Below are 23,590 nucleotides of genomic sequence, written 5' to 3'. Positions count from 1 at the left end.
TATGTCTCAAACGTAAATCTTTGTGACATCGACCACGAAGGGGTTAGACACACCGACGGGCCGGGCACCGAAGACGGATGCCCATACTGTCCTGGCGTCCAGAATGTGGCGTCCCCCTCAGCAATGCCACCCTTCGACTGCACTCCCGGCGAATCGCGGTACCCACCTACGAGAGATCGGCCCTCCAGCGTGGTGTCGTCCACATCGGCGCGGGCAATTTCCACCGCGCACATCAGGCCGTCTACTTCGATGACCTTGCCCGCTCGGGCATTTCGGATCGTTGGGGGGTTACCGGCGTCAGCCTGCACTCCCCGACCGCCAAAGACTTGCTGTCGGCGCAGGACGGGCTCTACACCGTGGTACAGCGCGGCCACGACCGCCAGACCGCCCGCGTGGTCGGCTCGATCGGCTCCGTGCATTACGCACCGAATGATGACGCGGCGGTGCGCGCCGCCCTGGCGGACCCCCAGACCCGTATCGTCAGCCTGACCATCACCGACAACGGATACTTCCTCGATCCGGTCACCGACGAGTTCGATGCCAACCACCCCGACATCCGCGCTGACCTTGTCGCATCTCATGGCGCCTCCGGAGGGTATGCCACCGCGTGGGGATATCTGGCCGAAGCTCTCGACCGGCGCCGCCGCGCGGGCGTGGCGCCGTTCACCGTGCTCTGCTGCGACAACATTCCCGGCGACACCCGCCCGGCGAGAACCGCGCTGGTGTCGTTCGCCGCCTTGAAGGACTCCGGGCTCGCCGGCTGGATCGAAAAGCATGTCGCGTTCCCGTCGACCATGGTCGACCGCATCACCCCGCAGACTTCGGAGTCGGAGCGCGAATTCGTGGAGCAGACGTTCGGTGTGGCCGACAAATGTCCGGTCGTGACCGAGCCGTACAGCCAATGGGTGATCGAGGATTCCTTCAGCAACGGGCGCCCTCCGCTCGAGGAGGTCGGAGCCGAATTCGTCTCCGATGTCTCCGACCACAAGCTGATCAAGACCCGTCTTCTCAACGGAACCCACATCGCGCTCGCGTGTTTGGCCATATTGGCCGGCTACCGGCGCACCGACGAGGCGATGCGGGACCGCGTGATATTCGACTACGTCGAGAGGCTGCTGCGCGACGAGATTCAGCCGCTGCTGCCCCCGGTCCCGGGGATGAACACACCCCAATACCGGGCCAGTTTGCTCGATCGGCTCGGCAATCCTCAGATGAGTGACCAGTTGTCGCGGCTGGCCAGGCGGGGAACGAGCAAGATAACGTCGTTTGTGTTGCCGTCCCTGCAGGATGCGATCACGCGGGGCAGGCCGCACACGCTGCTGATGTTGGCCGTTGCCGGGTGGGCCCGCTACATGCGCGGCCACGACCTGCAGGGGCGCAAGCTCCGTCTGGAAGACTCACAGGCGATACCGGTGGCCACGTTGGCCAACATGGCAGGCGACAATGCGGATCCGCTGCTGCGGCACGCGATGTTCGCGGAGCTTCGCGCGGTTCCCGGGTTTGCGGAGCGCCTTGGCGACATGATCAGGCGTATCGACACATGCGGTGTGGTGCCCACGCTGCGTGACGGGATGCGCAACGACGAGCGGGAGTTGGTGTCACGATGAGCGATGGGCTGACCTTTGTGCGCACATTCGACCCGGCGCCGATCACGACCTTGCTGTGCGACGCGGACGACAACCTGTTCGCTTCGGAGCGGCCGGCGTTCGAAGCGTCGACGGAGGTGATGAATCGTTTCCTGGCCAGGTTCGGCGTGACAGCTCCGGTCGACCCGGAGGAGTTGCGGAAGCGGGCCGTCGGGAAGAACTTCCGCGCCATGGCTCTCGAGCTGGCGGTCCAGTGCAGACTGCCGCTCGATCAGGCGTTGGCCGACGGCCTCCCCGCAGCGGTGTGCGCCTCAACCGGTGACGTGGCGAAGGGCAATGCGTTGTCCACCGACGAACTCGAGCAGTGGGTGCGCGAAGAGCGCGAACGGGTCACCGCACATCTGGCGGTGACCCTGACACCCGACCCGCAGGTGCTCGAACCGCTGCGCGACCTCGCACCGCATTACGCGCTGGCGGCCGTGAGCTCCAGCGCCACCAAGCGCCTGCGTGCCTGCTTCGCCGCCACCGGCATCGACTCGCTGATAGCCGAGTCGGTGACCTTCAGCGCGGAGGATTCACTGCCGTCGCCGACAAGCAAGCCCGACCCGGCGGTGTATCTGCATTCCGGTCAGGTGATGGGCGTCGCGGCAGGACAAGGGCTGGCCATCGAGGACTCGGTGGCCGGCGTGCGTTCCGCGGTCGCGGCCGGTTACCCCACCGTGGGCAACCTGATGTTCGTGCCGGCTGACGAACGGGATTGCCGCCGAGCGGATCTGATCGATGCCGGCGCGGTCGCGATAACCGAATCGTGGCGCGCTCTTGCCGATGTCCTGCTGTTGTCGGCCGTACCGGCCGCAGGCACGTCACTCACGTAGGGCATCGGCTGGTCGTTTGTCGCTGGGCTTCGGCCCGCGGCTGTCATACCGTCGAGAGGTGCCGCGCGCCCGGTAACGATCCGGGCGGCGGCCCGGTGAGGAGTTGGCCAATGGTGGCTAGCGCGATCGATCTGAACAATGCGTCGCTTTCCAAACTGCCGATCGAGCCGCCCAACTATGACCGGGGCGCCGTGACCGTCGGTATCGCTCATATCGGCGCCGGCCATTTCCACCGTGCGCATCAGGCCGCGTACATCAACCTGCTGCTCCAGCAGGGCCTGGCACTCGATTGGGGCATCTGCGGTGTGGGCGTCATGCCCGCCGACTGGACCATGCGCGACGTCCTCAACGATCAGGACGGGCTGTACACACTGATCTTGGAGAATCCCAACGGCAGCCGAGACGCCCAGGTGATCGGGTCGATCGTGGACTACCGCTACGCCCCGGACGACCCGGAATCGGCGTTGGAGGTACTCACCGCGGCATCGACCCGGATCATTTCGCTGACCATCACCGAAGGCGGCTACCGCGACCCGGACGGGCCCGCGTTCGCGTTGATCACCGAGGCGCTCGCCAGGCGGCGCGGTCGCGGGATCCCCGCGCCGACGGTCGTCTCCTGCGACAACATCGAGAACAACGGTGACGTCGCCAGGCGCACCGTGCTCGCCAGTGCCGAGCGCAGAGATCCCGCGCTGGCCGAGTGGGTGGCCGAACATGCCCGGTTCCCTAATTCGATGGTCGACCGCATCACTCCGGCAACAACTTTGGAGATGGCCGCCGAAGTGCGGCGCGACTTCGGCGTCAACGACCGATGGCCGGTGGTGGCCGAACCCTTCAGCGCCTGGGTGATCGAGGACGACTTCGCCGATGGCCGTCCCCCGCTCGAGCAGGCGGGGGTGCTGCTGGTCGACGATGTGCGCCCGTACGAGCTGATGAAGCTGCGGCTGCTCAACGCGGGGCATCAGTGCCTGGCCTACTTCGCCCACCTGTGCGGCTTCCAGTTCGTCCACGAGGCGGCGCGCGATCCGCTGTTCGCGGAATTCCTGCTCTCCTACTTCGACAACGAGGCCATCCCCACGCTGCCGCCGGTGCCGGGGATCGACCTCCACGAATACGCCCGCACGCTGGTCGAGCGGTTCGCCAACCCGGCCGTGCGCGACACCGTCGCGCGGCTGTGTGCCTACTCGTCGGACCGCATCCCGAAATGGCTGTTTCCCGTCGTCTGCGACAACCTGGCCGCCGACGGGCCGGTTCAACTCGCGGCCGCGGCGGTGGCCAGCTGGGCGCGCTACGCCGAGGGCACCGACGAATGGGGCAGGCCGTACGAGGTGGTGGACCAACTCGCGGATTCGCTCATCCCGATCGCCCGGTCACAGCACCGGAATCCCACCGCGTTCATCGAGGTCACTGCGGTGTTCTGCGATCTGGCCCACCAGCCACGCTTCGTCGAGGCGTACCGCTGGGCGCTGGATTCGTTGCACACCAAGGGAGCTCGGGCGACGCTGGAGGCTTTGGTGCGGTGACCCGCGGACTGGTGATCGGCGAGTCGCTGATCGATATCGTCGACGGCGAGGAGCATGTGGGTGGCAGCCCGCTCAACGTCGCCGTCGGACTCGCACGCCTGGGCCGTGAAGTCGACTTTCTGACCCACATCGCCGACGACCCGCACGGCCGGCGCATCGCCGAGTACGTGAAAGCTGCTGGCGCACGGCTGGTTTCGGGTAGCGTCGCGGCCAGCCAGACACCGACGGCCGTGGCGACGATCGGCGAGGACGGCTCGGCCGACTACGTGTTCAATCTGGACTGGCGACTCTCCGGGACACCCGAGGTTCCGCCGCCGCTGTTCGTGCACACCGGGTCCATCGCCGCCACGCGCGAGCCGGGCTGCCTGGCGGTCGCGGCGTTGATCGACACCTACCGCGTTTCCGCCACGGTCACCTTCGACCCGAACGTGCGCCCGTCGCTGACCGCCGACCCCGCTTTGGCCCGTGCGCGGATCGAGCGCCTGGTCGAGCGCAGCGACGTCGTCAAGGTCAGCGACGAGGACCTGCGCTCCATCGAGCCCGATCACGAGCCCGAGCAGACGGCCAGGGCGTGGTTGGGTTTGGGACCCGCGGTCGTCGCGGTGACGATGGGGGAACGCGGTTCGCGGGCGTTCTGCGCGGCCGGCGAGGTCCAGGTCGCGGCGAAACCGGCCAGGGTGGTCGACACCGTAGGCGCCGGTGACGCGTTCATGGTCGGCCTGCTCGACTCGTTGTGGGAGATGAACCTGCTGGGCGCCGACCGGCGGGCCGCCCTCGCCCGGATCGAGCCCGACGCGCTCACTGCCGCCCTGTGGACCGCGAGCGCCGCGTCGGCATTGACAGTCGCCCGTGCTGGAGCCGATCTGCCCGATCGGGCTGCCCTGCGGGCTCAATTGACCTCCGCCAGCGGCGCTTTCGGGTAGCACGACGCCGGCGAACCCGGCACACCGCGGTCTGCCGCGAAGCCGCACAACCCCAGCTCACGGGCCTGTCATGCTGTTTTCCCGGCGGCGGTATGGGCATACTGACTTACATGCGCTCCATCTGGAAGGGCTCGATCGCGTTCGGGCTGGTCAACGTCCCGGTCAAGGTGTACAGCGCCACCCAGGACCACGACATCAAGTTTCATCAGGTGCACGCCAAGGACAACGGCCGCATCCGGTACCAACGCGTCTGCGAGTTGGACGGCGAGGTTGTCGAATACCGCGACATCGCCCGGGCGTTCGAATCCGACGACGGCCAGATGGTCATCATCACCGACGACGACATCTCCACCTTGCCCGAGGAACGCAGCCGCGAGATCGAGGTGCTGGAGTTCGTTCCCGCCGAGGAGGTCGACCCGATGCTGTTCGACCGTAGCTACTTCCTGGAACCGGATTCCAAGTCGTCGAAATCCTATGTGCTGCTGGCAAAGACACTCGCCGAGACCGATCGGATGGCGATCGTCCACTTCACGCTGCGCAACAAGACGCGGCTGGCGGCGTTGCGCGTCAAGGACTTCGGCAAGCGGGACGTGATGATGGTGCACACCCTGCTGTGGCCCGACGAGATCCGCGACCCCGACTTTCCGGTGCTCGACAAGGAGGTCGAGATCAAGCCCGCGGAATTGAAGATGGCCGGCCAGGTCGTGGAGTCGATGGCCGAGGACTTCAATCCAGACCGCTACCACGACACCTACCAGGAGCAGCTGCAGGAGCTGATCGACGCCAAACTCGAAGGTGGCGAGGCTTTTACCACCGAGGAGCAACCGAAGGAACTCGACGAGACCGAGGACGTCTCCGACCTGCTGGCGAAGCTGGAAGCCAGCGTCAAGGCGCGCTCCGGCGACGGCAGGGCTGCGGCCAAGAAGGCACCGGCCAAGAAGACGGCCGCGAGGAAGACGACAGCGAAAAAGACCACCGCGAAGAAGGCACCGGCCAAGAAGGCGGCATCGAAAGCGTGACGCGTGGCCCCGCGCGCGCTCAGCGCCTGCGGGTCGAGAAGAAGCGGGTGGCCCCCGCGGTCAGGTTGATCACGGCGACGATGATGATCAGGCTCAGGGCCGCACCCCAGATGCGCAGGAAGCCGGCGTGCTCGGGATTGGTGAGCTCGGTGTAGATCAACAGCGGCAGCGAGGCCATGTTGCCGTGGAAGATGTCGGTGTTGATCGACCGGCTGTAGCCGACCAGCACCAGCACCGGGGCGGTCTCGCCGATCACCCGCGCGACCGACAACAGGATTCCGGAGACGATGCCGGGCATCGCGATCGGGAACACGATCCGCACGATGGTCTTCCATTTGGTCACACCGAGCGCGTAACTGGCCTCCCGCAGATCGTCGGGCACCAACCGCAGCATCTCCTCCGCGGACCGCACCACCACCGGCAGCATCAGCAGGACCAGCGCCAGCGACACGGCGAACGAGCTCTGCTGGAATCCCAGGGTGGCTATCCACAGGGTGAAGATGAACAGCGCCGCCACGATCGAGGGCACCCCGGCGAGCACGTCCACCATGAACGTCGTGAGACGCACCAGCCGGCCGGAACCGTATTCCACCAAGAAGACCGCGGTCATCAAACCCAGCGGGACGGACATCAGGGCGGCCACCCCCGCCTGCACCACGGTTCCGTACAGCGCGTGGTACACGCCGCCGGCGAATTGCTCCGGCAGAATCCCGCGCAGCGAGTGGGTCCACCACGACGACCGGGTGACCGCGTACCAACCCCGGGCCACCACGACCGACAGCACCCAGACCAGCGGCACCAGCGCGACAAGGAACGAGGTGACGAAGAAGACGGTCGCGGCGTTGTTCGTCAGCCGGCGCCGGATGCTGACGGGCCGGAAGGCCTGGGCTTTGACCGGCCGGTCAAACGTTTCCACCGTGGAGCTCATCCGTTGACCTTCCCGCCGGCGATGGCGCGGGCCAGGGCGTTGACGACGAAGGTCAAGACGAACAACGCGAATCCCGCGGCGATGTAGGCCCCGGTGGGCAGTGGTGCGCTGAATTCGGCTGCCGCCGAGGCGATCTTCGAGGCGAACGTGTACCCGCCGTCGAACAGCGACCAATGCCCCGGGCGCGCGGCGGAGCGCAAGATGATCAGCACCGCCACGGTCTCACCGAGCGCACGGCCCAGCCCCAGCATCGACGCCGCGATGACACCGCTGCGGCCGAACGGCAGCACGGTCATCCGCACCACCTCCCACTTGGTGGCGCCCAGCGCCTGCGCCGCTTCCATCTGCATGTGCGGGGTCTGCCGGAACACCTCGCGCGAGACCGACGTGATGATCGGCAGGATCATCGCCGACAGCACGATGCCGGCGGTGAAGATGGTGCCGCCGCCGGCCAATGACACGTTGCCCTGCTTGAACAGGAAAAACCAGCCCAGGTTGCGGTTGAGGAACGCCGCGACGGGCTCGATGTTGGGCGCCAGCACGAAGATGCCCCACAACCCGAAGATGATGGAGGGCACCGCGGCCAGCAGGTCCACGATCGCCCCGAACGGGCGGGCCAGCCGCTTCGGCGCGTACTGGGTGAGGAACACCGCGATCCCGACCGCGACCGGCACCGCCACCACCAGGGCGGTGAGCGAGCTCAGGACGGTCACCATCAGCAGGTCGCGGATGCCGAACTCGAGCTTCGCCGGATCGGTGGTGCTGAACTGCGCGCTGGTGAAGAAGTTCGCGTGGTTGGCCCGCAACGACGGCACGGCACGAATCAGCAGGAACGCGGCGATCAGCAGGATCGCGACGACGATCGTCGACCCGGCAGCGGCAGCCGCAAGTTTGAAGAGCCGGTCGCCCTGCCGAGTCGACGGCGCACTCAGCGTCTTCAGCTCGGGCTTTTGCGGGGCCGACGGGCTGGCTACCGCTCCACGGGTCACGACCACCTCAGATCACGTGATGGCGTTGATTGCGGCCGACAGTCTCGACTTGAACGAATCCGGGATGGGGATGTACCCATTGTCGGCCAGGCCATTTTGCCCCGCACCGATCGTACTTTCCAGGAACGCCTTCACCGCGGTGCCGACCTGGGCATCGGGGTATTTCGAGCATACGATCTCATACGTCGCCAGCACGATCGGGTAGGACCCCGGCTGGGTCGGCTTGTAGAAGGAGAGCGTGTCGAGGACCAGGTCGTTGCCCTGGCCGCTGATCTTGGCCCGCGAGATCGTCTTGCCGACCGAGTCGGCGCTGATTTCCACGGCGTCCGGGCCGGCCGACGTGATCACCTTGGCCATGTTGAGCTTCTGAGCTTTGGCGAACGACCACTCGTTGTAGGTGATGGACCCTTCGGTGGCCTTGATCGCCGCCGACGTGCCGTCGTTGCCCTTGGCGCCCTCGCCGACGCCGCCCTTGAACGTCTTGCCGGCGCCCTTGCCCCACGCGCCGTTGGAGGCGGCGTCGAGGTACTCCTGGAAGTTGTCCGTGGTGCCGGATTCGTCGTTGCGGAACACCACGTGGATCGGCTCGGCGGGCAGCGCGACACCGGGGTTGAGCGCCGCGACGGCCGGGTCATTCCAGGTCTTGATGGCACCGTTGAAGATCTTCGCCGCCGTCGGACCGTCGAGGCTCAGCGAACTCAGGCCCTTGACGTTGTAGGTGATGGCGATCGGACCGAAGACGACCGGCAGATTCCATGCCGGCGATCCGCAGCGCTGCTGCGCGGCGGCGTATTCCTTGGGGGCAAGCGGTGAGTCCGAGCCACCGAAATCGGTTTGTTTGCCGGTGAATTCGCTGATGCCCGCGCCTGAGCCGTTGGCCGTGTAGTTCAGCGTCTGGCCGGGGCAGGCCTGTTCGAAGGCGTTGACGAACCGGGTCATCGCGTTGGCCTGGGCGGTCGACCCGCTGGCCTTCAACGTCTTCTTCCCGCCACAGCTGACCTTGCCCGCCGACGAACCGCTGGTCGCGCTTCCGCTGCTGGCGTTGTTGTCACTTCCGCAACCCGACAACACCAGCGCACCAGCGGTCACGACGCTCAGCGCGGCACCGAATCGGTTGAGTTTCAAGTCACTTCCTAACGGTAGGGATGAAGCTCGAAGGGCGACGTTCTCCTGGCCGCTGTCGAGCGGTCAGCCGTCTCTCGCAGCAAGGAAGCTAACAGCACGAAGGTTAACGCGGGGCAAATTGCCGTCGGCTTATTATCGCTGGCCAGGATGCCTTTGCGGTGGGTCGCGGGCCGTTGCGAGAAGCTCACGAGATGGCGTTGATCGCGGTCGACAACCGGGATTTGAACGAGTCGGGGACGGGAATGTAGCCGTTGTCCGCCAAGCCGTCCTGCCCCGCGCCGATGGTGCTCTGCAGGAACGCCTTCACGGCCGCGCCGACCCGGGGATCGGTGTACTTCGAGCAAACGATCTCATACGTCGCCAGCACGATGGGGTAGGAACCGGGCCGGGTCGGCTCGTAGAAGGAGTAGGTGTCGACGACCAGGTCGTTGCCCTCCTCGCTGAAGTCGGCGCCGGCGATCGTCTTGCCCACCGAGCCCGCGTCGATCGCCACCGCGTCCGGACCGGCCGACGTGATGATCTTGGCCATCTTGACCTTTTGCGCCAGAGCAAAGGACCACTCGTTATAGGTGATCGACCCCTCGGTGGCCCTGACCGCCGCCGATGTGCCCTCATTGCCTTTGGCCCCCTCGCCGACACCACCCTTGAACGTCTTCCCGATGCCTTTGTCCCAGGCGCCGTTCGCGGCCGAGTCCAGATATTTCTGGAAGTTGTCCGTGGTACCGGACTGATCGCTGCGGAAGATCACCCGAATAGGCTCGGCGGGAAACGCGACGCCGGGGTTCAACTTCTGAATCGCCGGGTCGTTCCATACGCTGACGGCGCCCTTGAAGATTTTGGCGGCTGTCTGGCCGTCGAGATTCAGCGACGTAACCCCCGAGACGTTGTAGGTGATCGCGATCGGTCCGAACACCACCGGCAAATTCCACGCCGGCGAACCGCAGCGTTGCTGCGCCGCGAAGTATTCGATGGGAGCCAGCGGCGAGTCCGACCCCGCGAAATCCGTCTGTTTGCCGGTGAATTCGCCGATCCCGGCGCCCGACCCGTTGGGGGTGTAGTTCAGCGTCTGGCCCGGGCAGGCCTGCTCGAACGCATTGATGAAGCGGGTCATCGCGTTGGCCTGGGCGGTCGACCCGCTGGCCTTCAGCACCTTCGTCCCACCACAGCTCACCTGGACCGGCGACCCACCGGACCCGGTGCTTTTGCCCGCCGCGTTGTCGTTGGTCCCGCAAGCCGCCACTACCAGCGCAACAACGGTCAGGACACTGAGCGCAGCGCCGAATCGCTTCAGAACCAATAGGATTCCCACGGGGGAGCATCGAACATGATCGCCACCATTCACTAGCCGCTGCGCGCCGACCAAACTGTCAGGACTAAGGCTAGCGCCGGGCGATTGTTCTCGCAGTGGAGGCCGGATGCGGCCAGGCCGCGCGGCGCGGAATTCGGACACGATTTCGACCGACCGGTTCGGCGGGCCCGGACCTGGGCGCGGGGCGATACATCGCCCGGCAATATGCAAAAGTAGAACCTGTTCCAGAAATGCCGCATCCGAGACGGCGCGGCTTGCTACCGTTTCGGCTGACAACTTGGGCGAAGAGAGGCCGCAATGATCCTTGACAGATTTCGTCTCGACGACAAAGTCGCCGTCATCACCGGTGCCGGCCGCGGCCTCGGGGCGGCCATCGCGCTGGCTTTCGCCGAGGCGGGCGCCGATGTCCTCATCGCCTCGCGCACACAATCGCAACTAGAAGGCGTCGCCGAACAGGTCCGGTCCGCCGGTCGCCGGGCGCACATCGTCGCCGCCGACCTGGCCCACCCCGAGGTGACCGCGGAGCTGGCCGGCCAGGCCGTCGACGCGTTCGGGAAACTAGACATCGTCGTCAACAACGTCGGCGGGACCATGCCCAACACGCTGCTGACCACCTCGACCAAAGAACTCAAGGACGCATTCACCTTCAACGTCGCCACCGCCCACGCGCTCACCGTCGCGGCGGTACCCCTCATGCTCGAGCACTCCGGCGGCGGCAGCGTCATCAACATCACCTCCACCATGGGCCGGCTGGCCGGCCGTGGCTTCGCCGCCTACGGCACCGCCAAAGCCGCGCTGTCGCACTACACCCGGCTGACCGCCCTCGACCTGTGCCCCCGCATCCGGGTCAACGCGATCGCGCCGGGGTCGATCCTGACCTCCGCGCTGGACGTAGTGGCCTCCAACGACGAGCTGCGCGCGCCGATGGAGAAGGCCACCCCGATGCGCCGCCTCGGTGATCCCGTCGACATCGCGGCCGCCGCAGTTTATTTGGCGTCCCCGGCGGGCAGCTTCCTGACCGGCAAGACGCTGGAGGTCGACGGCGGACTCACCTACCCCAACCTCGACATCCCCGTCCCGGATCTGTGACCCCCGACCACTGAGGAGCCCGTCATGGCAATACCCGTCGTCCAATTGGGCACCGGCAACGTCGGTATCCACGCCCTCCGGGCGCTCATCACCAACCCGGCGTTCGAGCTCACCGGCGTCTGGGTGTCGTCGGACGCCAAGGCCGGCAAGGACGCGGCAGAGCTCGCCGGACTCCCCGAGTCGACCGGCGTCCTGGCCAGCACCGACCTGGACGCCGTGCTGGCCACCGGGCCGCAGTGCGCCGTGTACAACGCGCTGGCCGACAACCGGTTGCCCGAGGCGCTGGAGGACTACCGGCGCGTCCTGGCGGCCGGGATCAACGTCGTGGGTAGCGGCCCGGTGTTCTTGCAGTATCCGTGGGAGGTCATTCCCGAGGAGTTGATCAAGCCCATCGAAGACGCTGCCCGCGAAGGCAATTCGAGCGTGTACGTCAACGGGATCGACCCCGGCTTCGCCAACGACCTGCTGCCGCTGGCACTGGCCGGCACCTGTCAGAACATCCAGCAGATCCGCTGCATGGAGATCGTCGACTACGCCACCTACGACAGCGCCGCGGTCATGTTCGACGTGATGGGCTTCGGCAAGCCGCTCGACGAGATCCCCATGCTGCTGCAGCCGGGCGTGCTCAGCCTGGCGTGGGGATCGGTGGTTCGGCAACTGGCGGCCGGCCTGGGCGTGTCACTCGACTCGGTCGCGCAGGAGTACGTCCGCGTGCCGGCGCCCGAGGACTTCGACATCGCGTCGGGACACATCCCCAAAGGCAGCGCCGCGGCGCTGCGGTTCGAGGTGTTCGGCATGGTCAACGGCGACCCCGTCGTGGTCCTCGAACACGTCACCCGGCTGCGCGAGGACCTGTGCCCCGAGTGGCCGCAGCCCGCCCAGCCCGGCGGGTCCTACCGCATCGAGGTGACCGGCGAACCGTCCTACGCCATGGACGTCTGCCTCAGCAGCCGCAAGGGCGACCACAACCACGCCGGCCTGGTCGCCACGGCGATGCGGGTGGTCAACGCGATCCCCGCGGTGGTGGCCGCCCCGCCGGGCATCGTCACGACGCTGGACCTGCCGCTGATCACCGGCAAGGGGCTTTACCTGCCCGGGTGAGCAACGGGCGCGTCGACTCTTCGGATACCCTCACTTTTCAATTCGGCCGAGTGAATCGAAGGGCGACGCGTTGGCGCAGAGCAGTCAGGACTCGCTCAAAAGCAGCTGGTATCTGCTCGGGCCTGCCTTCGTCGCCGCCATCGCCTATGTCGATCCCGGCAACGTCGCCGCCAACGTCAGCTCCGGGGCGCAGTTCGGTTACCTGCTGCTGTGGGTCATCGTGGTGGCCAATGCGCTGGCCGGCCTGGTGCAGTATCTGTCGGCCAAGCTCGGCCTGGTGACCGGGCGCTCGTTGCCGGCGGCCGTCGGCAAGCGAATGAGCCGCCCGGTCCGGCTGGTGTACTGGGTTCAGGCCGAACTGGTGGCGATCGCCACCGACATGGCCGAAATCGTCGGTGGCGCAATCGCCTTGCGCATCCTGTTCGACTTGCCGCTGCTGCTCGGCGGAATCATCACCGGGCTGGTGTCCCTGTTGCTGCTGGCGATCCAGGACCGGCGCGGGCAGATCATCTTCGAGCGCGTCATCACCGGCCTGCTGCTCGTCATCGCCATCGGGTTCGCGGCCAGCTTCTTCGTCAAGACGCCGCCGCCCGGTGACGTGCTCGGCGGGCTGGTGCCGCGGTTCCGCGGCACCGAAAGCGTGCTGCTCGCCGCCGCCATCCTGGGCGCCACCGTGATGCCGCACGCGGTGTACATGCATTCCGGGCTGGTCCTCGACCGGCACGGCCATCCGGCCGAGGGCGCGCAGCGGCGCCTACTGCTGCGGGTCACCCGGCTCGACGTCGTGCTGGCGATGGTCGTCGCGGGCACGGTGAACGCCGCGATGCTGCTGGTCGCCGCGATCAACCTGCAGCACCGCAACATCACCGCGTCCATCGAGGGCGCGTACTCCGCGATCCACCACACGCTCGGGCCAACCATCGCGGTGCTGTTCGCGGTCGGACTGCTGGCGTCCGGGCTGGCATCGTCCTCGGTGGGCGCCTACGCCGGCGCCATGATCATGCAGGGGCTGCTGCACCGCAGGATTCCGATGCTGGTGCGCCGCTTGATCACCGTGTGCCCCGCGCTGGTGATCCTCGCGGTCGGATTCAACCCCACCCGCGCGCTGGTGCTCTCCCAGGTGGTGCTGTCGTTCGGGATACCGTTTGCGGTCCTGCCGCTGGTGAAGCTCACCAGTGACCGCGACTTGATGGGCGACGACACCAACCACCCCGTCACGACGATTATTGGCTGGGCCGTTGGCGTCATGATTAGTCTGCTTAACGTGGTCCTCATCTGGCTGACGGTGACTGCCTGAATGCCGGCCCGCCGGCACGCCTACTTCGCATACGGGTCGAACCTGTGCGTGAAGCAGATGGCGCTGCGGTGTCCCGACGCCGCCGATCCGCGGCCGGCGGTCCTGTCCGATCATGACTGGCTGATCAACCAGCGCGGCGTGGCCACGGTCGAGCCGTGTGCCGGCAACCAGGTGTACGGCGTGGTGTGGCAGATCTCCGATGGGGACCTGGCGACGCTGGACAGCGCCGAGGGCGTGCCGGTGCGCTACCGGCGCGACCGGCTGACCGTGCACACCGACGGCGGGCCGGCGCCGGCCTGGGTCTACATCGACCATCGGGTGACGCCGGGTCCGCCGCGGCCGGGCTACCTGCCCAAGATCATCGACGGCGCGGTGCAGCATGGGTTGCCGCAACGTTGGGTCGACTTCCTGCGGCGCTGGGATCCCGCACGCTGGCCGCAGCGGGCGTCGGCGTCGGGGCCTGCGCCCGAATCCCTTTCGGCGTTGCTGAGCCAGGCCGGGGTGAGCGAGGCCGGCCGCTTGCGGTCGCGTTTCGGCTTTCTGGCCATCCACGGCGGGGGGCTGGAAGAGATGACCGACGTGATCGCCGAACGCGCCGCCGAGGCAGCCGACGCGTCGGTGTACGTGCTGCGTCACCCCGACCGCTATCCGCACCACCTGCCCTCGGCGTTGTTCGACCCGACCGAGTCGCCACGGCTCGCCGAATTCCTCGACCATGTCGACGTTGCGGTGTCGCTGCACGGATACGGCCGCATCGGGCGCAGCACGCAATTGCTGGCCGGTGGCCGCAACCGCGCGCTGGCCGCGCATCTGGCCCGGCACATTCGGTTGACCGGCTACCGGGTGATCACCGAGCTCGAGGACATTCCCCCGGAGTTACGGGGTCTGCACCCGGACAATCCCGTGAACCGGGTGCGCGAGGGCGGGACCCAGCTGGAGCTCTCCCCCCGCGTGCGCGGCCTGAGCCCGCGCAGCCCGCTGCCCGGCGATGACGGCCTGTCACCGGTCACCGCGGCGCTGATCCGGGGGTTGGTGGAAGCTGCACGTTGTTGGTAATTGTCCTCGTCTGTTGATTGGAGTTGTTGGTGGCCAAGGATTTTCGCTTCGGAATGAGCATGCGCTTCATCAAGTCGCGCGCAGCGTTCGTCGACAAGGTGAAGCAAGCCGAAGACATCGGATTCGATGTGCTCTGCGTGCCGGACCATCTCGGCGCGGTGGCCCCCATTCCCGCACTGACGGCGGCCGCCATGGTCACCGACAAGCTCAAGCTGAGCATGTATGTGCTCAACGCCGCCTTCTACAAGCCCGCCCTGCTCAGCCGGGACCTCGGCGACCTGGACAAGCTCAGTAACGGCCGTCTCGAAATCGGGCTCGGCACCGGCTATGTCAAAGAGGAGTTCGACGCCGCCGAGCTCCCCTACCCCAGTGCCGGCGCCCGGGTCGACTACCTCAACCACATGACGGCATATCTGAAGGAGCACCACCCGACGACACCCATCCTCATCGCCGGCAACGGCGACCGGGTGCTGACCATCGCCGCCCGGCAAGCCGACATCATCGGGCTGACGGGTTCGAGGGTCAAGGAGGCCGACGACCCGCTGACCGAACGCGTCGAGTTCGTCCGCAACGCCGCCGGCGACCGGTTCGACGCGCTCGAATTGAACCTCGCCGTGACGGCGGTCCCGGCCGAGGGCGAGAGCCTGCCCGACCTGACGATGACCCGTCGGTACGCGGCGGGATTGTCCGACGAGGAGATCCTGGCCATGCACTCCGTCCTGACGGGGTCACCGCGCGAGATGGCCGACACGCTGCTGGAGTACCGGGAGAAGTACGGGGTCACGTTCATCACCGTCCAGGACAACCACATCGACAACTTCGCGAAGGTCATCGCCGAACTGCGCTGAGCCGTCGCTGCAGCATCACGGTGTCCGGCCATGGTTGCCGGGCAACTCAACCTCGAGAAGGTCATCTCGCCGCGTCACCACACGCAGCCCGAACCGCCGGCTGGCTTGCGCGATCGTTGCGCGCAGCCATTCGACCTCGTCACGAGACGGACGCTCGAGCCGCATCCGGCGGACGCGCAGCGGGATCATCTGCAACGACGCCAATTCACCGCCGGCCGGATCGGTTCGGGTCAGATACAGGAGCCGGAGATCGGCACGGTAGGCCTGGTGCCCGCCGATGCCTTCGTAGTCGTCGATGACATCGCCGCAACCGTAGAGGATCGGTTTGCCACGGTATATCTCGATCGGCCTGGGATGGTGCGAGGAGTGACCGTGAACGATGTCGACGCCGGCATCGATCAGCCGGTGCGCGAATGTGACGTCACTGTCCGCTATGTCATAACCCCAATTCGACCCCCAATGCACCGAGACGATCGCGATCCGGCGGTCGTGTTGACGTGCCAGCACGTCCGCGGCCACCTCGTCGGCGACGCCGCGTGCCGAGGCGTCCCGGATCAGTCGCACGCCGGGCCGATCGTGGAGCGCGGCCCAAGACACGGGAACGCCGGCCGACGGCATCGCGACCGAGCCCACCGTGACCCGGTATCCGTCGCCGACATCGAGCACCGCCGGTTCGCGTGCGATAGACAGGTCGGCCCCGGCTCCGACGCCCCGGATTCCCGCACCGGTGAGGGCGGACAGGGTATCGGCCAAGCCCGGGCGGCCGAAGTCGAGGATGTGGTTGTTGGCCAGCGCGCAGACGTCGGGCCGCAACGCCGTCAGGGCGGGCAGGTTATCCGGATGCATTCGATAACAAACCGCTTTGCCGTCGGCGAAATCGCCCCGCGCGGTGATCGTCGTCTCCAGGTTGATCAGACGGACGTTTGGGGCGGCCTCGTCGAGGACCGTCAGGACCTCGCCCCACGGCCACCGCCAATCCACCGGACGCGGAATCGGCCCATTTGCTCGCTCGGCCAACCGGACATATCCCCCGGCATCACGTAGATAGCGCTCACGCAATTCTGGATCGCCGGGATGGGGCAGGATCTGATCGACGCCGCGCCCGAGCATGACGTCGCCACCCAACAGCACCGTCACCGCACCGGAACCATGCGAGGAGCCCGGTGGGCGATCCGACTCCACCACGCCGACGCTAGGCGCTCGGAGAAATGCCGGCCAGGAGGCCTTGGTCCCCACGGGAGTGGCCTAACGGCCCTTCGGCACGCCGGCGCCTCGCGACACACTGAGGGGATGACACGGACGGACCGCGATGGCTGGGGTCGACCGCTGGTGCAGCGGCTGGCTTCGTTACGCGGCGACCAAAGAGTGTTCGATGATCGTGTCGACGCCGGACGACAGCTGGCCAAAAGTTTGGAACCCTTGCGTGGCCAGGATGTTTTGGTATTAGGTCTACCGCGGGGTGGTGTGCCGGTGGCCTTCGAGGTCGCCAAGGCGCTGCAGGCCCCGCTGGATGTATTGGTCGTGCGCAAGCTCGGGGTTCCATTTCAGCCCGAGCTGGCCTTCGGCGCGATCGGTGAGGGCGGGGTGCGGGTCATCAACGACGCCGTCGTGCGTGAAGCTCACTTGTCCGCGGACGAGATGGCGGCGGTCGAGGCGAAGCAGCGGGCCGAGTTGGCTCGTCGCTCTGAACGGTTCCGCAGCGGGCACGAACCGATCCCGTTGGCGGGGCGAACCGCCGTGATCGTCGATGACGGCGTCGCTACGGGCGCGACGGCGAAAGCCGCCTGCGAGGTCGCTCGCGCCCAGGGCGCGAGCCGGGTGGTGCTGGCAGTTCCGATCGGCGGACGCGATGTGTTCGCAAAGTTCGCCGGGTACGCCGACGAAGTGGTCTGCTTGCACACGCCCGAGTTCTTCTTCGCCGTGGGGCAGGGCTACCGGAACTTCACCCAGACTTCTGACGACGAGGTGGTCACGCTCCTCGAGCGGGCCCGAAACGGTTCTCGCGACCCGCTGGTCGATGCCGGCTCGGCCGACCCGCCGTTACGCGACGAGGAAGTCACGGTCACCGTCGGTTCGGTGTCGGTGGCGGGACATCTGACGATCCCCGAGCGTCCACTCGGCGTGGTGCTGTTCGCGCACGGTAGTGGAAGCAGCCGGCACAGCCCCCGCAACCGCTACGTGGCCGACGTGCTGAACGCCGCGGGTCTCGCCACGCTGCTGTTCGACCTTCTCACCCCCGAAGAGGAACGAAATCGAGCCAACGTTTTCGACATCGGCCTCTTGGCGCGACGGCTGGTCGACGTCACCGGCTGGCTGAGCCGCCAGCCGGATACGGCCGCGCTGCCGGTGGGCTACTTCGGTGCCAGCACCGGCGCGGGCGCGGCCCTGGTCGCCGCCACCGAACCGCGCGTGAACGTCGCGGCGGTGGTGTCCCGGGGCGGCCGCCCGGATTTGGCGGGGCAATTCCTGGCCCGGGTTTACGCGCCCACGCTGCTCATCGTCGGCGGCAATGACGACGTAGTGCTGGAACTGAATCGGCAAGCGCGAGCAGCGATCCCCGGCAGATGCAAACTCACCGTCGTGCCCGGCGCCACCCATCTCTTCGAAGAGCCCGGAACGCTCGAGAAGGTCGCCATGCTGGCCCGCGACTGGTTCGTCGACCACTTGAGCCCGGCGGCTCTGAGTACGAATCCGTAGTCCGGTCGGCCTGTCTAGCTGGGCGGGACGTGCTCGCCCGGCCCTGGGCATTCATCGGGCACATGGATGAGCACTGCGTCGTCGGCGGCCGGTTCGGCTTGGCCGCGGCGATGCGCAGTCAGATAAAGCCACCCCGGTGCGATGGGTTGTTTGCAGCGGGCGCATTGCGGGTCCGCGACCATGGCTTCCTCCCTTCCCGACCTCACGATCTCGACCATCATTCTCCGCCTGTCCCGCATTCGTGGGCCGTCATTTCAGACATCGGGTGCTGCGAGGCCAGTAGCGTGGTGCAGGTGACCAGACTGACGCTGACCGTGCCGGAGACGGTTGATCCAGACGAGCTGGCAAGCGAAATCGTCACGGCCCTCGTGGACAGGCTCCGAGACGATCACGGCTATGAGTTGGCGACCGGAACCGGGACGGGTGGCACCGGGACCCGCGAATATCCATTGCATCCGGCCGGCAGCATCGTCGTCGACAGCAAGCCGGGCGCGTTGACGGTCACGCTGCGCGGTGTCAACGCCGACGCGCATGACCTCTTCACCGGAGTCAGCAGTGGGCTGGAGCAGCGACACGAGGGGATTCGCGTCGGAATCGGCTGACCGTTTCGCCAGTCCGTGACATGCCCAAACCGTCTGAACCGCAAGCAGACAGATCCGGCGGTGCCCCGGACTACGAAGACATGACTTTCGACTCTCGCTAACCGCGGGAGGGCAGCACAGACTGCAAACCATGACCGCATCTGACGACACCGCCCAAACCTGGCGCGACGTGGCCGACCAGCTCACCGCTGCGCAAATCGCTCAGCTGGAGCGCCTCGAACACGACGAACCGCAGACGCTGCTGGACATGGCACGGCAGTGGGCGGCCAAGAACGTGTCCGCCGGGATGCCATTCGACGCCATCGGACCACCCGACGGTGCGGTTCGCACCTTCGACTGGCACTTCGACAGCAACTGGTTTCGCGAATTCGAGGGCACCTCCCGCCGCAGAGGGCCGACGCACGTTCAGATCTGCGGTCGACAGCAGGCCGATGGCTCGACGCGGCGGTGGATTGCCGTACACGCCCGTCACCTCAATGCGCTGGACGCGGCGGGTGCCCGCGAACTCGCCACGGCGTTGACCGAGGCGGCCGACGAGATCGAGCGGCTGGGCTGAGAATTATTGGCCCGCAGCGGATCACACGGCGGGATTATCGAGTGGCTCGTCGGCGTGCAGGCGGGCGATCGCATCAGCTATCGTCGGCGCGATCGAACACACACGGATGAAGGCGTCTGCGGCTTTGACGTCAGTACTGTCGGCAACCAGCACGCGCCGCAGGTCGAGCTTGCGCAATCGGTTCACCGCGGTGTGCACGAATAGCCCGTGCGTGGCCGCCACGACGATATCCGCCGCGGCGCCGTGTGCCCGCAGCTTCTCGACCGCGGCTTCAATAGTGGCCCCGGTGGTGATCATGTCATCGATGACCACCACCCTGCGACCACTGACGTCCCCGGCGATGTCCAATGCGGCCACCGTTGAGCCGCTTTCGCGCTGTTTGCGCACCACGGCCACCGAGCCGTGCAGCGCTTTTGCGTACCGTTCGGCGAGCTTGACCGCGCCCAGGTCGGGTGCGACCACCACCACGCCCTCCGGCAGATCGCCGGCGAGCTCGCGGCATAGCGCGGGAACAGCGGACAGCGTTTCCACGGGAATTCGGCACATCGCTTCCAGGGCGGGCGTGTGCGGGTCGACAACAACCAGTCGATCGGCACCCGCGGCGACAATCGCATCTATGACGACGGGTGAGCCGAGAGCCTGACCCGGCCCGGTGCGACGATCTTGGCGGGCGTAGCCGAAATACGGCACCACCGCGGTCACCCGTGCCGCGCGGGACCGACGGCAGGCGTCGAGCAGCAAGAGTAATTCGACGAAGTGCTCGTTGACCGGTGGCGATGTCGGCTGAATGACGTAAACGTCGGCACCGCAGACATCTTCGATCGTCGGATGGATCTCCCCGTCAGGGAATCGCTCCAGGGAACAGCCGTAGGAGTCGACTCCCAGGTGGTTTGCGATGGCGCTGAACAGCCCCGGGTTGGCGCTACCCGAGACGATACGCAGTACGGTCATCGGGCGTCCTTTCCCTCGCCGCCCTGAGTCCATCCTGAATGCATGGCTGTACCCATCGTGCCTCGACCATCGCACCAATCCACCGCCCGGCCGAGGGGCAAAAGTCATATCTCTGCTGCGGAAAGTCACTCCGAGCTGGACACTTATGCCGCAGATGAATTCGGATTTCTCCCCCGGTGGGCTTCTGCATGATGCGCGGGAGGCCTCGGTCGAAAAGGACAAATGACCCTATGGCGCGGACCGGTGCGATCCTTACGGTTGGACTGCGCACGCGGTGAATGCCGCGACAGGAACGGTAACAACATGACAGGCGAATTATGAGTGCTCACTACGAGACCGGCCCCGCGGCCGGCGACTACAGCGTTGAGGACGACAACCAGCTCCAACAAGAGGACACCCTGCTCGATCGCGGTGTGGACGACATCCTTGACGAGGGGTACTCACCACCCGAACGACCCTACGGACGCGGCGCATTCGGCCCAGCCGAAAGCATGGATCAAATGCTCGCGGAGGAAGAGCCGGACCCGGCGGCGCGAATCAACGTCGTGCTCGACGAGGACGAGCAGCGGCGCAGCGATGCCTCCGAGCGGGACGCCGAATTTCCGGAGCGGCGCGAAGTGGGCGGTGCACGAGCCGGGCGGCTTGTCGCTTCGGACTTGGGATTTGGCGAAGATGCCGACGAGGAGTTGTTCGCTACAGATGTCGGGATCGGCGGGGGTGCGGCGTCCGCCGAGGAAGCCGCCATGCACGTCATCGACGACGAGGAGGAGTAAGTCCTACCGGGCCCGGGCGCGGTCGCAGCGCTAATTTCAAGAATTCGCTCGGCGGACGCGGAGGGTATTTCGGCATGAAAATGTGGATCCAAATTTCCGGCCAGGATGAAGACGACGAATATCCGGACGGCGCCACTTATGCAGTACTCACGGGCGGCGTGCTGAGGGTCAATAGCGGCAAGGACATTCACCTCTACAGTCCGTCGTACTGGCAAGAGGTCATCATTGATACCGGCCCCGCCATCGAACTCGACGAACGAGCCCAACAACTCGACGAAGATCTGCGATGGCAATAGTCGGCGCAGCGCGGCGGTAGGCGCGGCGACTCCTCAACGCCGTTTTAGCCTGGGAATGCTCAGGCAGAGGGGTGCGATGAGCAAAGGTGGGACCATGGCCGGCCCGGATAGCGAAGCCGCGCCGACCACCGTCAAGAGCAAAGGCCTCAGGGGTGGCGCACTCGGCCTGGTCTCCGGCGTCGTGGTCGGCCTGGCGTCAATGGCACCCGCCTACAGCCTTGCCGCGACGCTGGGTCTCGTCGTGGCCAGTGGCGGTGGGCAACTCGCCGGCGTGAAAGCCCCGGCGGTCGTTCTCGTTTCCTTCATCCCGATGTATCTGATCGCCGTCGCCTACCGGGAGCTGAACGAGGCCGAACCGGACTGTGGCACCACGTTCAGGTGGGCGTCGCGGGCGTTTGGGCCTGTCGTCGGATGGCTCGGCGGCTGGGGCATCATCGCCGCGGAAGTGATCGTGATGGCCAACCTGGTCGATATCGCCGGGAAGTACTCGTTCAGGTTCGTCGGCCAGCTGGGTTGGCATTCGGTTGCGGACCTGGCCGACAGCAGGTTCTGCTCGACGGTGGCGGGCGTCTCCTGGATTGTGCTGATGACGTATGTCTGTTATCGCGGCATCGCGGTCTCGGCGCGACTGCTGTACGCACTGCTGTCCACTCAGATCGTGGCGCTGATTGCGTTTTCGGTGGTCGCGTTGGTCAAAACGTATACTCATGAAGCCCAAGCCTTTTCGCTGCATCCTTCGCTGTCCTGGTTCTGGCCGGGCGGTCTTGACTTGAGGACGACCGCCGCCCCGGCAGTCCTCATGGCCATCTTCATGTACTGGGGGTGGGACACCGCTGTGTCCTGCAACGAGGAGTCCGACGACCCCGGCCGCACGCCAGGTCGCGCCGGCGTCATCTCGACTTTCCTACTGCTGGCGACCTTCACCCTGGTGACCGTGTCGGCCGTGGCGTTCGCCGGTGTCGGGACGGCGGGCATCGGACTGGGCAACCCGCGCAACTCGAGAGATGTTTTTGCCTCCATCGGTCCGCAATTGTTCGGCGACGGTGTCCTCGGGAAGATTGCACTGCTGTTGCTGGCGGCGTCGATCCTGACTTCCGCCTCCGCGTCGACTCAGACGACGATCTTGAAGACCACGCGCACCACCCTGTCGATGGGGGCGTACAAGGCGCTGCCTGACTCGTTCGCCAAGACCCACCCTCGCTACCTGACGCCGAGCACATCCACGATCGCGGTCGGGGTGGTCTCCATCATCTTCTACGTCCTGTTCACGCTCATCAGCGAGAGCCTGCTGGCCGCGCTGGTGGGATCGGTCGGGTTGATGATCGCGTTCTACTACGGGCTCACCGGGTTTGCGTGCGCCTGGTACTACCGCCATACCCTTACCGCGTCGGTGCGGGATTTCGTGATGCGCGGCGCCTTCCCATTGCTGGGCGGCGTGGTCTTACTGCTCGTTTTCATCTACGGGCTCATCCAGTACGCCAGGCCCGAGTGGCTGACCGACCATGAGGGCCACAGCATCACGATCCTCGGGTTCGGTGCCGTCGCGGCGGTCGGTATCGGCGCGCTGGCGCTCGGAGTGATCCTGATGCTGGCGTGGTGGGCGATAGCCCCGGGTTTCTTCCGCGGCCGCACCATCACGTGCGGGCTCACCGGAGGGCATCCCGGTGGGCACGTCGATCAGCCGGTACGCCCCTGACTACCTTGGGGGACGATCCGCCTGACGCGTGCCGACAAGAGAGACTCGCCGTCGGCTGGGCCCTCACGCCGAGATGTCACCTGGTCATCGCCATACCAGCTACACTCACACCCGCCACATCGCGACGATTAGGCCAATCGTCCGGAATGGCACCAGGACGCCGCGAACGCCGCTGAACCTCGCCCAGCTAGGTTTGAGTCAAGGTATTTGAAGACGTCGCCCGCCCTCGTAGCTCAGGGGATAGAGCACGGCTCTCCTAAAGCCGGTGTCGCAGGTTCGAATCCTGCCGGGGGCACTGTGTGATGTGTATGGCTCGGCTGGTGCGTGACAGTTGTTCGGCTGATCGGTGAC

Annotated in this window: 21 protein-coding genes, 1 tRNA gene and 1 pseudogene; 17 read left to right on the top strand and 6 right to left on the bottom strand. The window is 66.4% G+C overall.

Annotated elements, in window-relative coordinates:
* Nucleotides 1-77 precede the first annotated feature (77 nt).
* From U8D42_RS01905 to U8D42_RS01885, 5 genes are all read left to right on the top strand, one after another.
* Nucleotides 78-1,607, top strand: a complete 1,530-nt coding sequence (locus U8D42_RS01905; protein WP_322859436.1) for a mannitol dehydrogenase family protein — start codon at nt 78-80, stop codon at nt 1,605-1,607.
* Nucleotides 1,604-2,461 carry an HAD family hydrolase gene (locus tag U8D42_RS01900; protein WP_322859437.1) on the top strand — a complete coding sequence of 286 codons (858 nt, stop codon included), beginning with the start codon at nt 1,604-1,606 and terminating at the stop codon, nt 2,459-2,461. The genes U8D42_RS01905 and U8D42_RS01900 overlap by 4 nt, the downstream gene beginning before the upstream one ends.
* A gap of 110 nt (nt 2,462-2,571) precedes the next feature.
* Nucleotides 2,572-3,984, top strand: coding sequence for a mannitol dehydrogenase family protein (locus tag U8D42_RS01895; RefSeq protein WP_322859438.1), 1,413 nt, complete (start codon nt 2,572-2,574; stop codon nt 3,982-3,984).
* Nucleotides 3,981-4,907, top strand: coding sequence for a carbohydrate kinase family protein (locus tag U8D42_RS01890; protein ID WP_322859439.1), 927 nt, complete (start codon nt 3,981-3,983; stop codon nt 4,905-4,907). The genes U8D42_RS01895 and U8D42_RS01890 overlap by 4 nt, the downstream gene beginning before the upstream one ends.
* A 110-nt stretch (nt 4,908-5,017) precedes the next feature.
* The gene (locus U8D42_RS01885; RefSeq protein ID WP_322859440.1) at nt 5,018-5,926 is read left to right on the top strand and encodes a Ku protein; all 909 of its coding nucleotides are present in this window, start codon (nt 5,018-5,020) and stop codon (nt 5,924-5,926) included.
* Between the two features lie 19 nt (nt 5,927-5,945).
* Here the strand turns inward: U8D42_RS01885 and pstA are convergent, their stop codons facing one another.
* The 4 genes from pstA to pstS (U8D42_RS01865) all read right to left on the bottom strand — a co-directional run bounded on the left by pstA (nt 5,946) and on the right by pstS (U8D42_RS01865) (nt 10,265).
* Nucleotides 5,946-6,854, bottom strand: coding sequence for a phosphate ABC transporter permease PstA (gene pstA / locus U8D42_RS01880; protein ID WP_322859441.1), 909 nt, complete (start codon nt 6,852-6,854; stop codon nt 5,946-5,948).
* Nucleotides 6,851-7,795, bottom strand: coding sequence for a phosphate ABC transporter permease subunit PstC (pstC, locus tag U8D42_RS01875; RefSeq protein WP_322859499.1), 945 nt, complete (start codon nt 7,793-7,795; stop codon nt 6,851-6,853). Before pstC ends, pstA begins: the two co-directional genes overlap by 4 nt.
* A 60-nt stretch (nt 7,796-7,855) precedes the next feature.
* Nucleotides 7,856-8,968, bottom strand: coding sequence for a phosphate ABC transporter substrate-binding protein PstS (gene pstS / locus U8D42_RS01870; RefSeq protein WP_322859442.1), 1,113 nt, complete (start codon nt 8,966-8,968; stop codon nt 7,856-7,858).
* Nucleotides 8,969-9,152: 184 nt separating this feature from the next.
* Nucleotides 9,153-10,265, bottom strand: a complete 1,113-nt coding sequence (gene pstS / locus U8D42_RS01865) for a phosphate ABC transporter substrate-binding protein PstS (protein WP_322859500.1) — start codon at nt 10,263-10,265, stop codon at nt 9,153-9,155.
* Between the two features lie 309 nt (nt 10,266-10,574).
* Here pstS (U8D42_RS01865) and U8D42_RS01860 point away from each other — a divergent pair, with 309 nt between their 5' ends.
* Genes U8D42_RS01860 through U8D42_RS01840 form a run of 5 tightly spaced genes read left to right on the top strand, consistent with a single transcriptional unit; the run spans nt 10,575 to nt 15,668 of the window.
* Nucleotides 10,575-11,366 (top strand): SDR family oxidoreductase, encoded by a 792-nt coding sequence (locus tag U8D42_RS01860; protein ID WP_085243292.1) that lies wholly within the window; start codon nt 10,575-10,577, stop codon nt 11,364-11,366.
* A 24-nt stretch (nt 11,367-11,390) separates the two neighbouring features.
* Nucleotides 11,391-12,467 (top strand): NAD(P)H-dependent amine dehydrogenase family protein, encoded by a 1,077-nt coding sequence (locus U8D42_RS01855; RefSeq protein WP_322859443.1) that lies wholly within the window; start codon nt 11,391-11,393, stop codon nt 12,465-12,467.
* Between the two features lie 40 nt (nt 12,468-12,507).
* Nucleotides 12,508-13,764, top strand: coding sequence for an Nramp family divalent metal transporter (locus U8D42_RS01850; RefSeq protein ID WP_322859501.1), 1,257 nt, complete (start codon nt 12,508-12,510; stop codon nt 13,762-13,764).
* Nucleotides 13,765-14,820, top strand: a complete 1,056-nt coding sequence (locus U8D42_RS01845; protein ID WP_322859444.1) for a poly-gamma-glutamate hydrolase family protein — start codon at nt 13,765-13,767, stop codon at nt 14,818-14,820.
* A 23-nt stretch (nt 14,821-14,843) separates the two neighbouring features.
* The gene (locus tag U8D42_RS01840; RefSeq protein WP_322859502.1) at nt 14,844-15,668 is read left to right on the top strand and encodes an LLM class F420-dependent oxidoreductase; all 825 of its coding nucleotides are present in this window, start codon (nt 14,844-14,846) and stop codon (nt 15,666-15,668) included.
* A 15-nt stretch (nt 15,669-15,683) separates the two neighbouring features.
* Here the strand turns inward: U8D42_RS01840 and U8D42_RS01835 are convergent, their stop codons facing one another.
* A complete protein-coding gene (locus tag U8D42_RS01835; protein WP_348636956.1) occupies nt 15,684-16,778 on the bottom strand; it encodes a CapA family protein in 1,095 nt (364 codons plus the stop codon).
* Between the two features lie 180 nt (nt 16,779-16,958).
* Here U8D42_RS01835 and U8D42_RS01830 point away from each other — a divergent pair, with 180 nt between their 5' ends.
* The 3 genes from U8D42_RS01830 (at nt 16,959) to U8D42_RS01820 (ending at nt 19,523) form a co-directional block, all read left to right on the top strand.
* Complete coding sequence (locus tag U8D42_RS01830) at nt 16,959-18,365, top strand: phosphoribosyltransferase family protein (protein WP_322859446.1); 1,407 nt, start codon at nt 16,959-16,961, stop codon at nt 18,363-18,365.
* 293 nt (nt 18,366-18,658) lie between these two features.
* Nucleotides 18,659-18,967, top strand: coding sequence for a hypothetical protein (locus tag U8D42_RS01825; protein WP_322859447.1), 309 nt, complete (start codon nt 18,659-18,661; stop codon nt 18,965-18,967).
* A 130-nt stretch (nt 18,968-19,097) separates the two neighbouring features.
* Nucleotides 19,098-19,523: a hypothetical protein gene (locus tag U8D42_RS01820; RefSeq protein ID WP_085243285.1), complete on the top strand. Its 426-nt coding sequence runs from the start codon at nt 19,098-19,100 to the stop codon at nt 19,521-19,523.
* A gap of 21 nt (nt 19,524-19,544) precedes the next feature.
* Here the strand turns inward: U8D42_RS01820 and U8D42_RS01815 are convergent, their stop codons facing one another.
* On the bottom strand, nt 19,545-20,474 hold the full coding sequence (locus tag U8D42_RS01815; RefSeq protein ID WP_322859448.1) for a ribose-phosphate diphosphokinase: 930 nt from the start codon (nt 20,472-20,474) through the stop codon (nt 19,545-19,547).
* Between the two features lie 317 nt (nt 20,475-20,791).
* Between U8D42_RS01815 and U8D42_RS01810 the strand changes: the two genes are divergently transcribed.
* From U8D42_RS01810 to U8D42_RS01795, 4 genes and pseudogenes are all read left to right on the top strand, one after another.
* On the top strand, nt 20,792-21,247 hold the full coding sequence (locus tag U8D42_RS01810; RefSeq protein ID WP_085243284.1) for a DUF5709 domain-containing protein: 456 nt from the start codon (nt 20,792-20,794) through the stop codon (nt 21,245-21,247).
* Between the two features lie 74 nt (nt 21,248-21,321).
* Nucleotides 21,322-21,543, top strand: a complete 222-nt coding sequence (locus U8D42_RS01805) for a hypothetical protein (protein WP_322859449.1) — start codon at nt 21,322-21,324, stop codon at nt 21,541-21,543.
* A gap of 94 nt (nt 21,544-21,637) precedes the next feature.
* Nucleotides 21,638-23,179 (top strand): annotated as a pseudogene (locus U8D42_RS01800) (APC family permease); the annotation flags it as partial.
* A gap of 282 nt (nt 23,180-23,461) precedes the next feature.
* Nucleotides 23,462-23,534: transfer RNA gene (locus tag U8D42_RS01795), tRNA-Arg, on the top strand.
* Nucleotides 23,535-23,590: the final 56 nt, after the last annotated feature.

This window comes from Mycobacterium europaeum (assembly GCF_034555895.2).
GTDB lineage: Bacteria > Actinomycetota > Actinomycetes > Mycobacteriales > Mycobacteriaceae > Mycobacterium > Mycobacterium europaeum.
Note: the sequence above shows the minus strand (reverse complement) of the source record. Positions and strands in the feature narration are given on the sequence as shown.

Bases quoted from the DNA above. Each gene is read 5' to 3' on its own strand.
- U8D42_RS01885 (WP_322859440.1), top strand. From the start codon at position 5,018: ATGCGCTCCATCTGGAAGGGCTCGATCGCGTTCGGGCTGGTCAACGTC.
- U8D42_RS01830 (WP_322859446.1), top strand. From the start codon at position 16,959: ATGACACGGACGGACCGCGATGGCTGGGGTCGACCGCTGGTGCAGCGG.
- U8D42_RS01805 (WP_322859449.1), top strand. From the start codon at position 21,322: ATGAAAATGTGGATCCAAATTTCCGGCCAGGATGAAGACGACGAATAT.
- U8D42_RS01860 (WP_085243292.1), top strand. From the start codon at position 10,575: ATGATCCTTGACAGATTTCGTCTCGACGACAAAGTCGCCGTCATCACC.
- U8D42_RS01820 (WP_085243285.1), top strand. From the start codon at position 19,098: ATGACCGCATCTGACGACACCGCCCAAACCTGGCGCGACGTGGCCGAC.
- U8D42_RS01815 (WP_322859448.1), bottom strand. From the start codon at position 20,474: ATGACCGTACTGCGTATCGTCTCGGGTAGCGCCAACCCGGGGCTGTTC.
- U8D42_RS01900 (WP_322859437.1), top strand. From the start codon at position 1,604: ATGAGCGATGGGCTGACCTTTGTGCGCACATTCGACCCGGCGCCGATC.
- U8D42_RS01835 (WP_348636956.1), bottom strand. From the start codon at position 16,778: ATGCTCGGGCGCGGCGTCGATCAGATCCTGCCCCATCCCGGCGATCCA.
- U8D42_RS01905 (WP_322859436.1), top strand. From the start codon at position 78: ATGCCCATACTGTCCTGGCGTCCAGAATGTGGCGTCCCCCTCAGCAAT.
- U8D42_RS01845 (WP_322859444.1), top strand. From the start codon at position 13,765: ATGCCGGCCCGCCGGCACGCCTACTTCGCATACGGGTCGAACCTGTGC.
- U8D42_RS01810 (WP_085243284.1), top strand. From the start codon at position 20,792: ATGAGTGCTCACTACGAGACCGGCCCCGCGGCCGGCGACTACAGCGTT.
- U8D42_RS01855 (WP_322859443.1), top strand. From the start codon at position 11,391: ATGGCAATACCCGTCGTCCAATTGGGCACCGGCAACGTCGGTATCCAC.
- pstA (WP_322859441.1), bottom strand. From the start codon at position 6,854: ATGAGCTCCACGGTGGAAACGTTTGACCGGCCGGTCAAAGCCCAGGCC.
- U8D42_RS01895 (WP_322859438.1), top strand. From the start codon at position 2,572: ATGGTGGCTAGCGCGATCGATCTGAACAATGCGTCGCTTTCCAAACTG.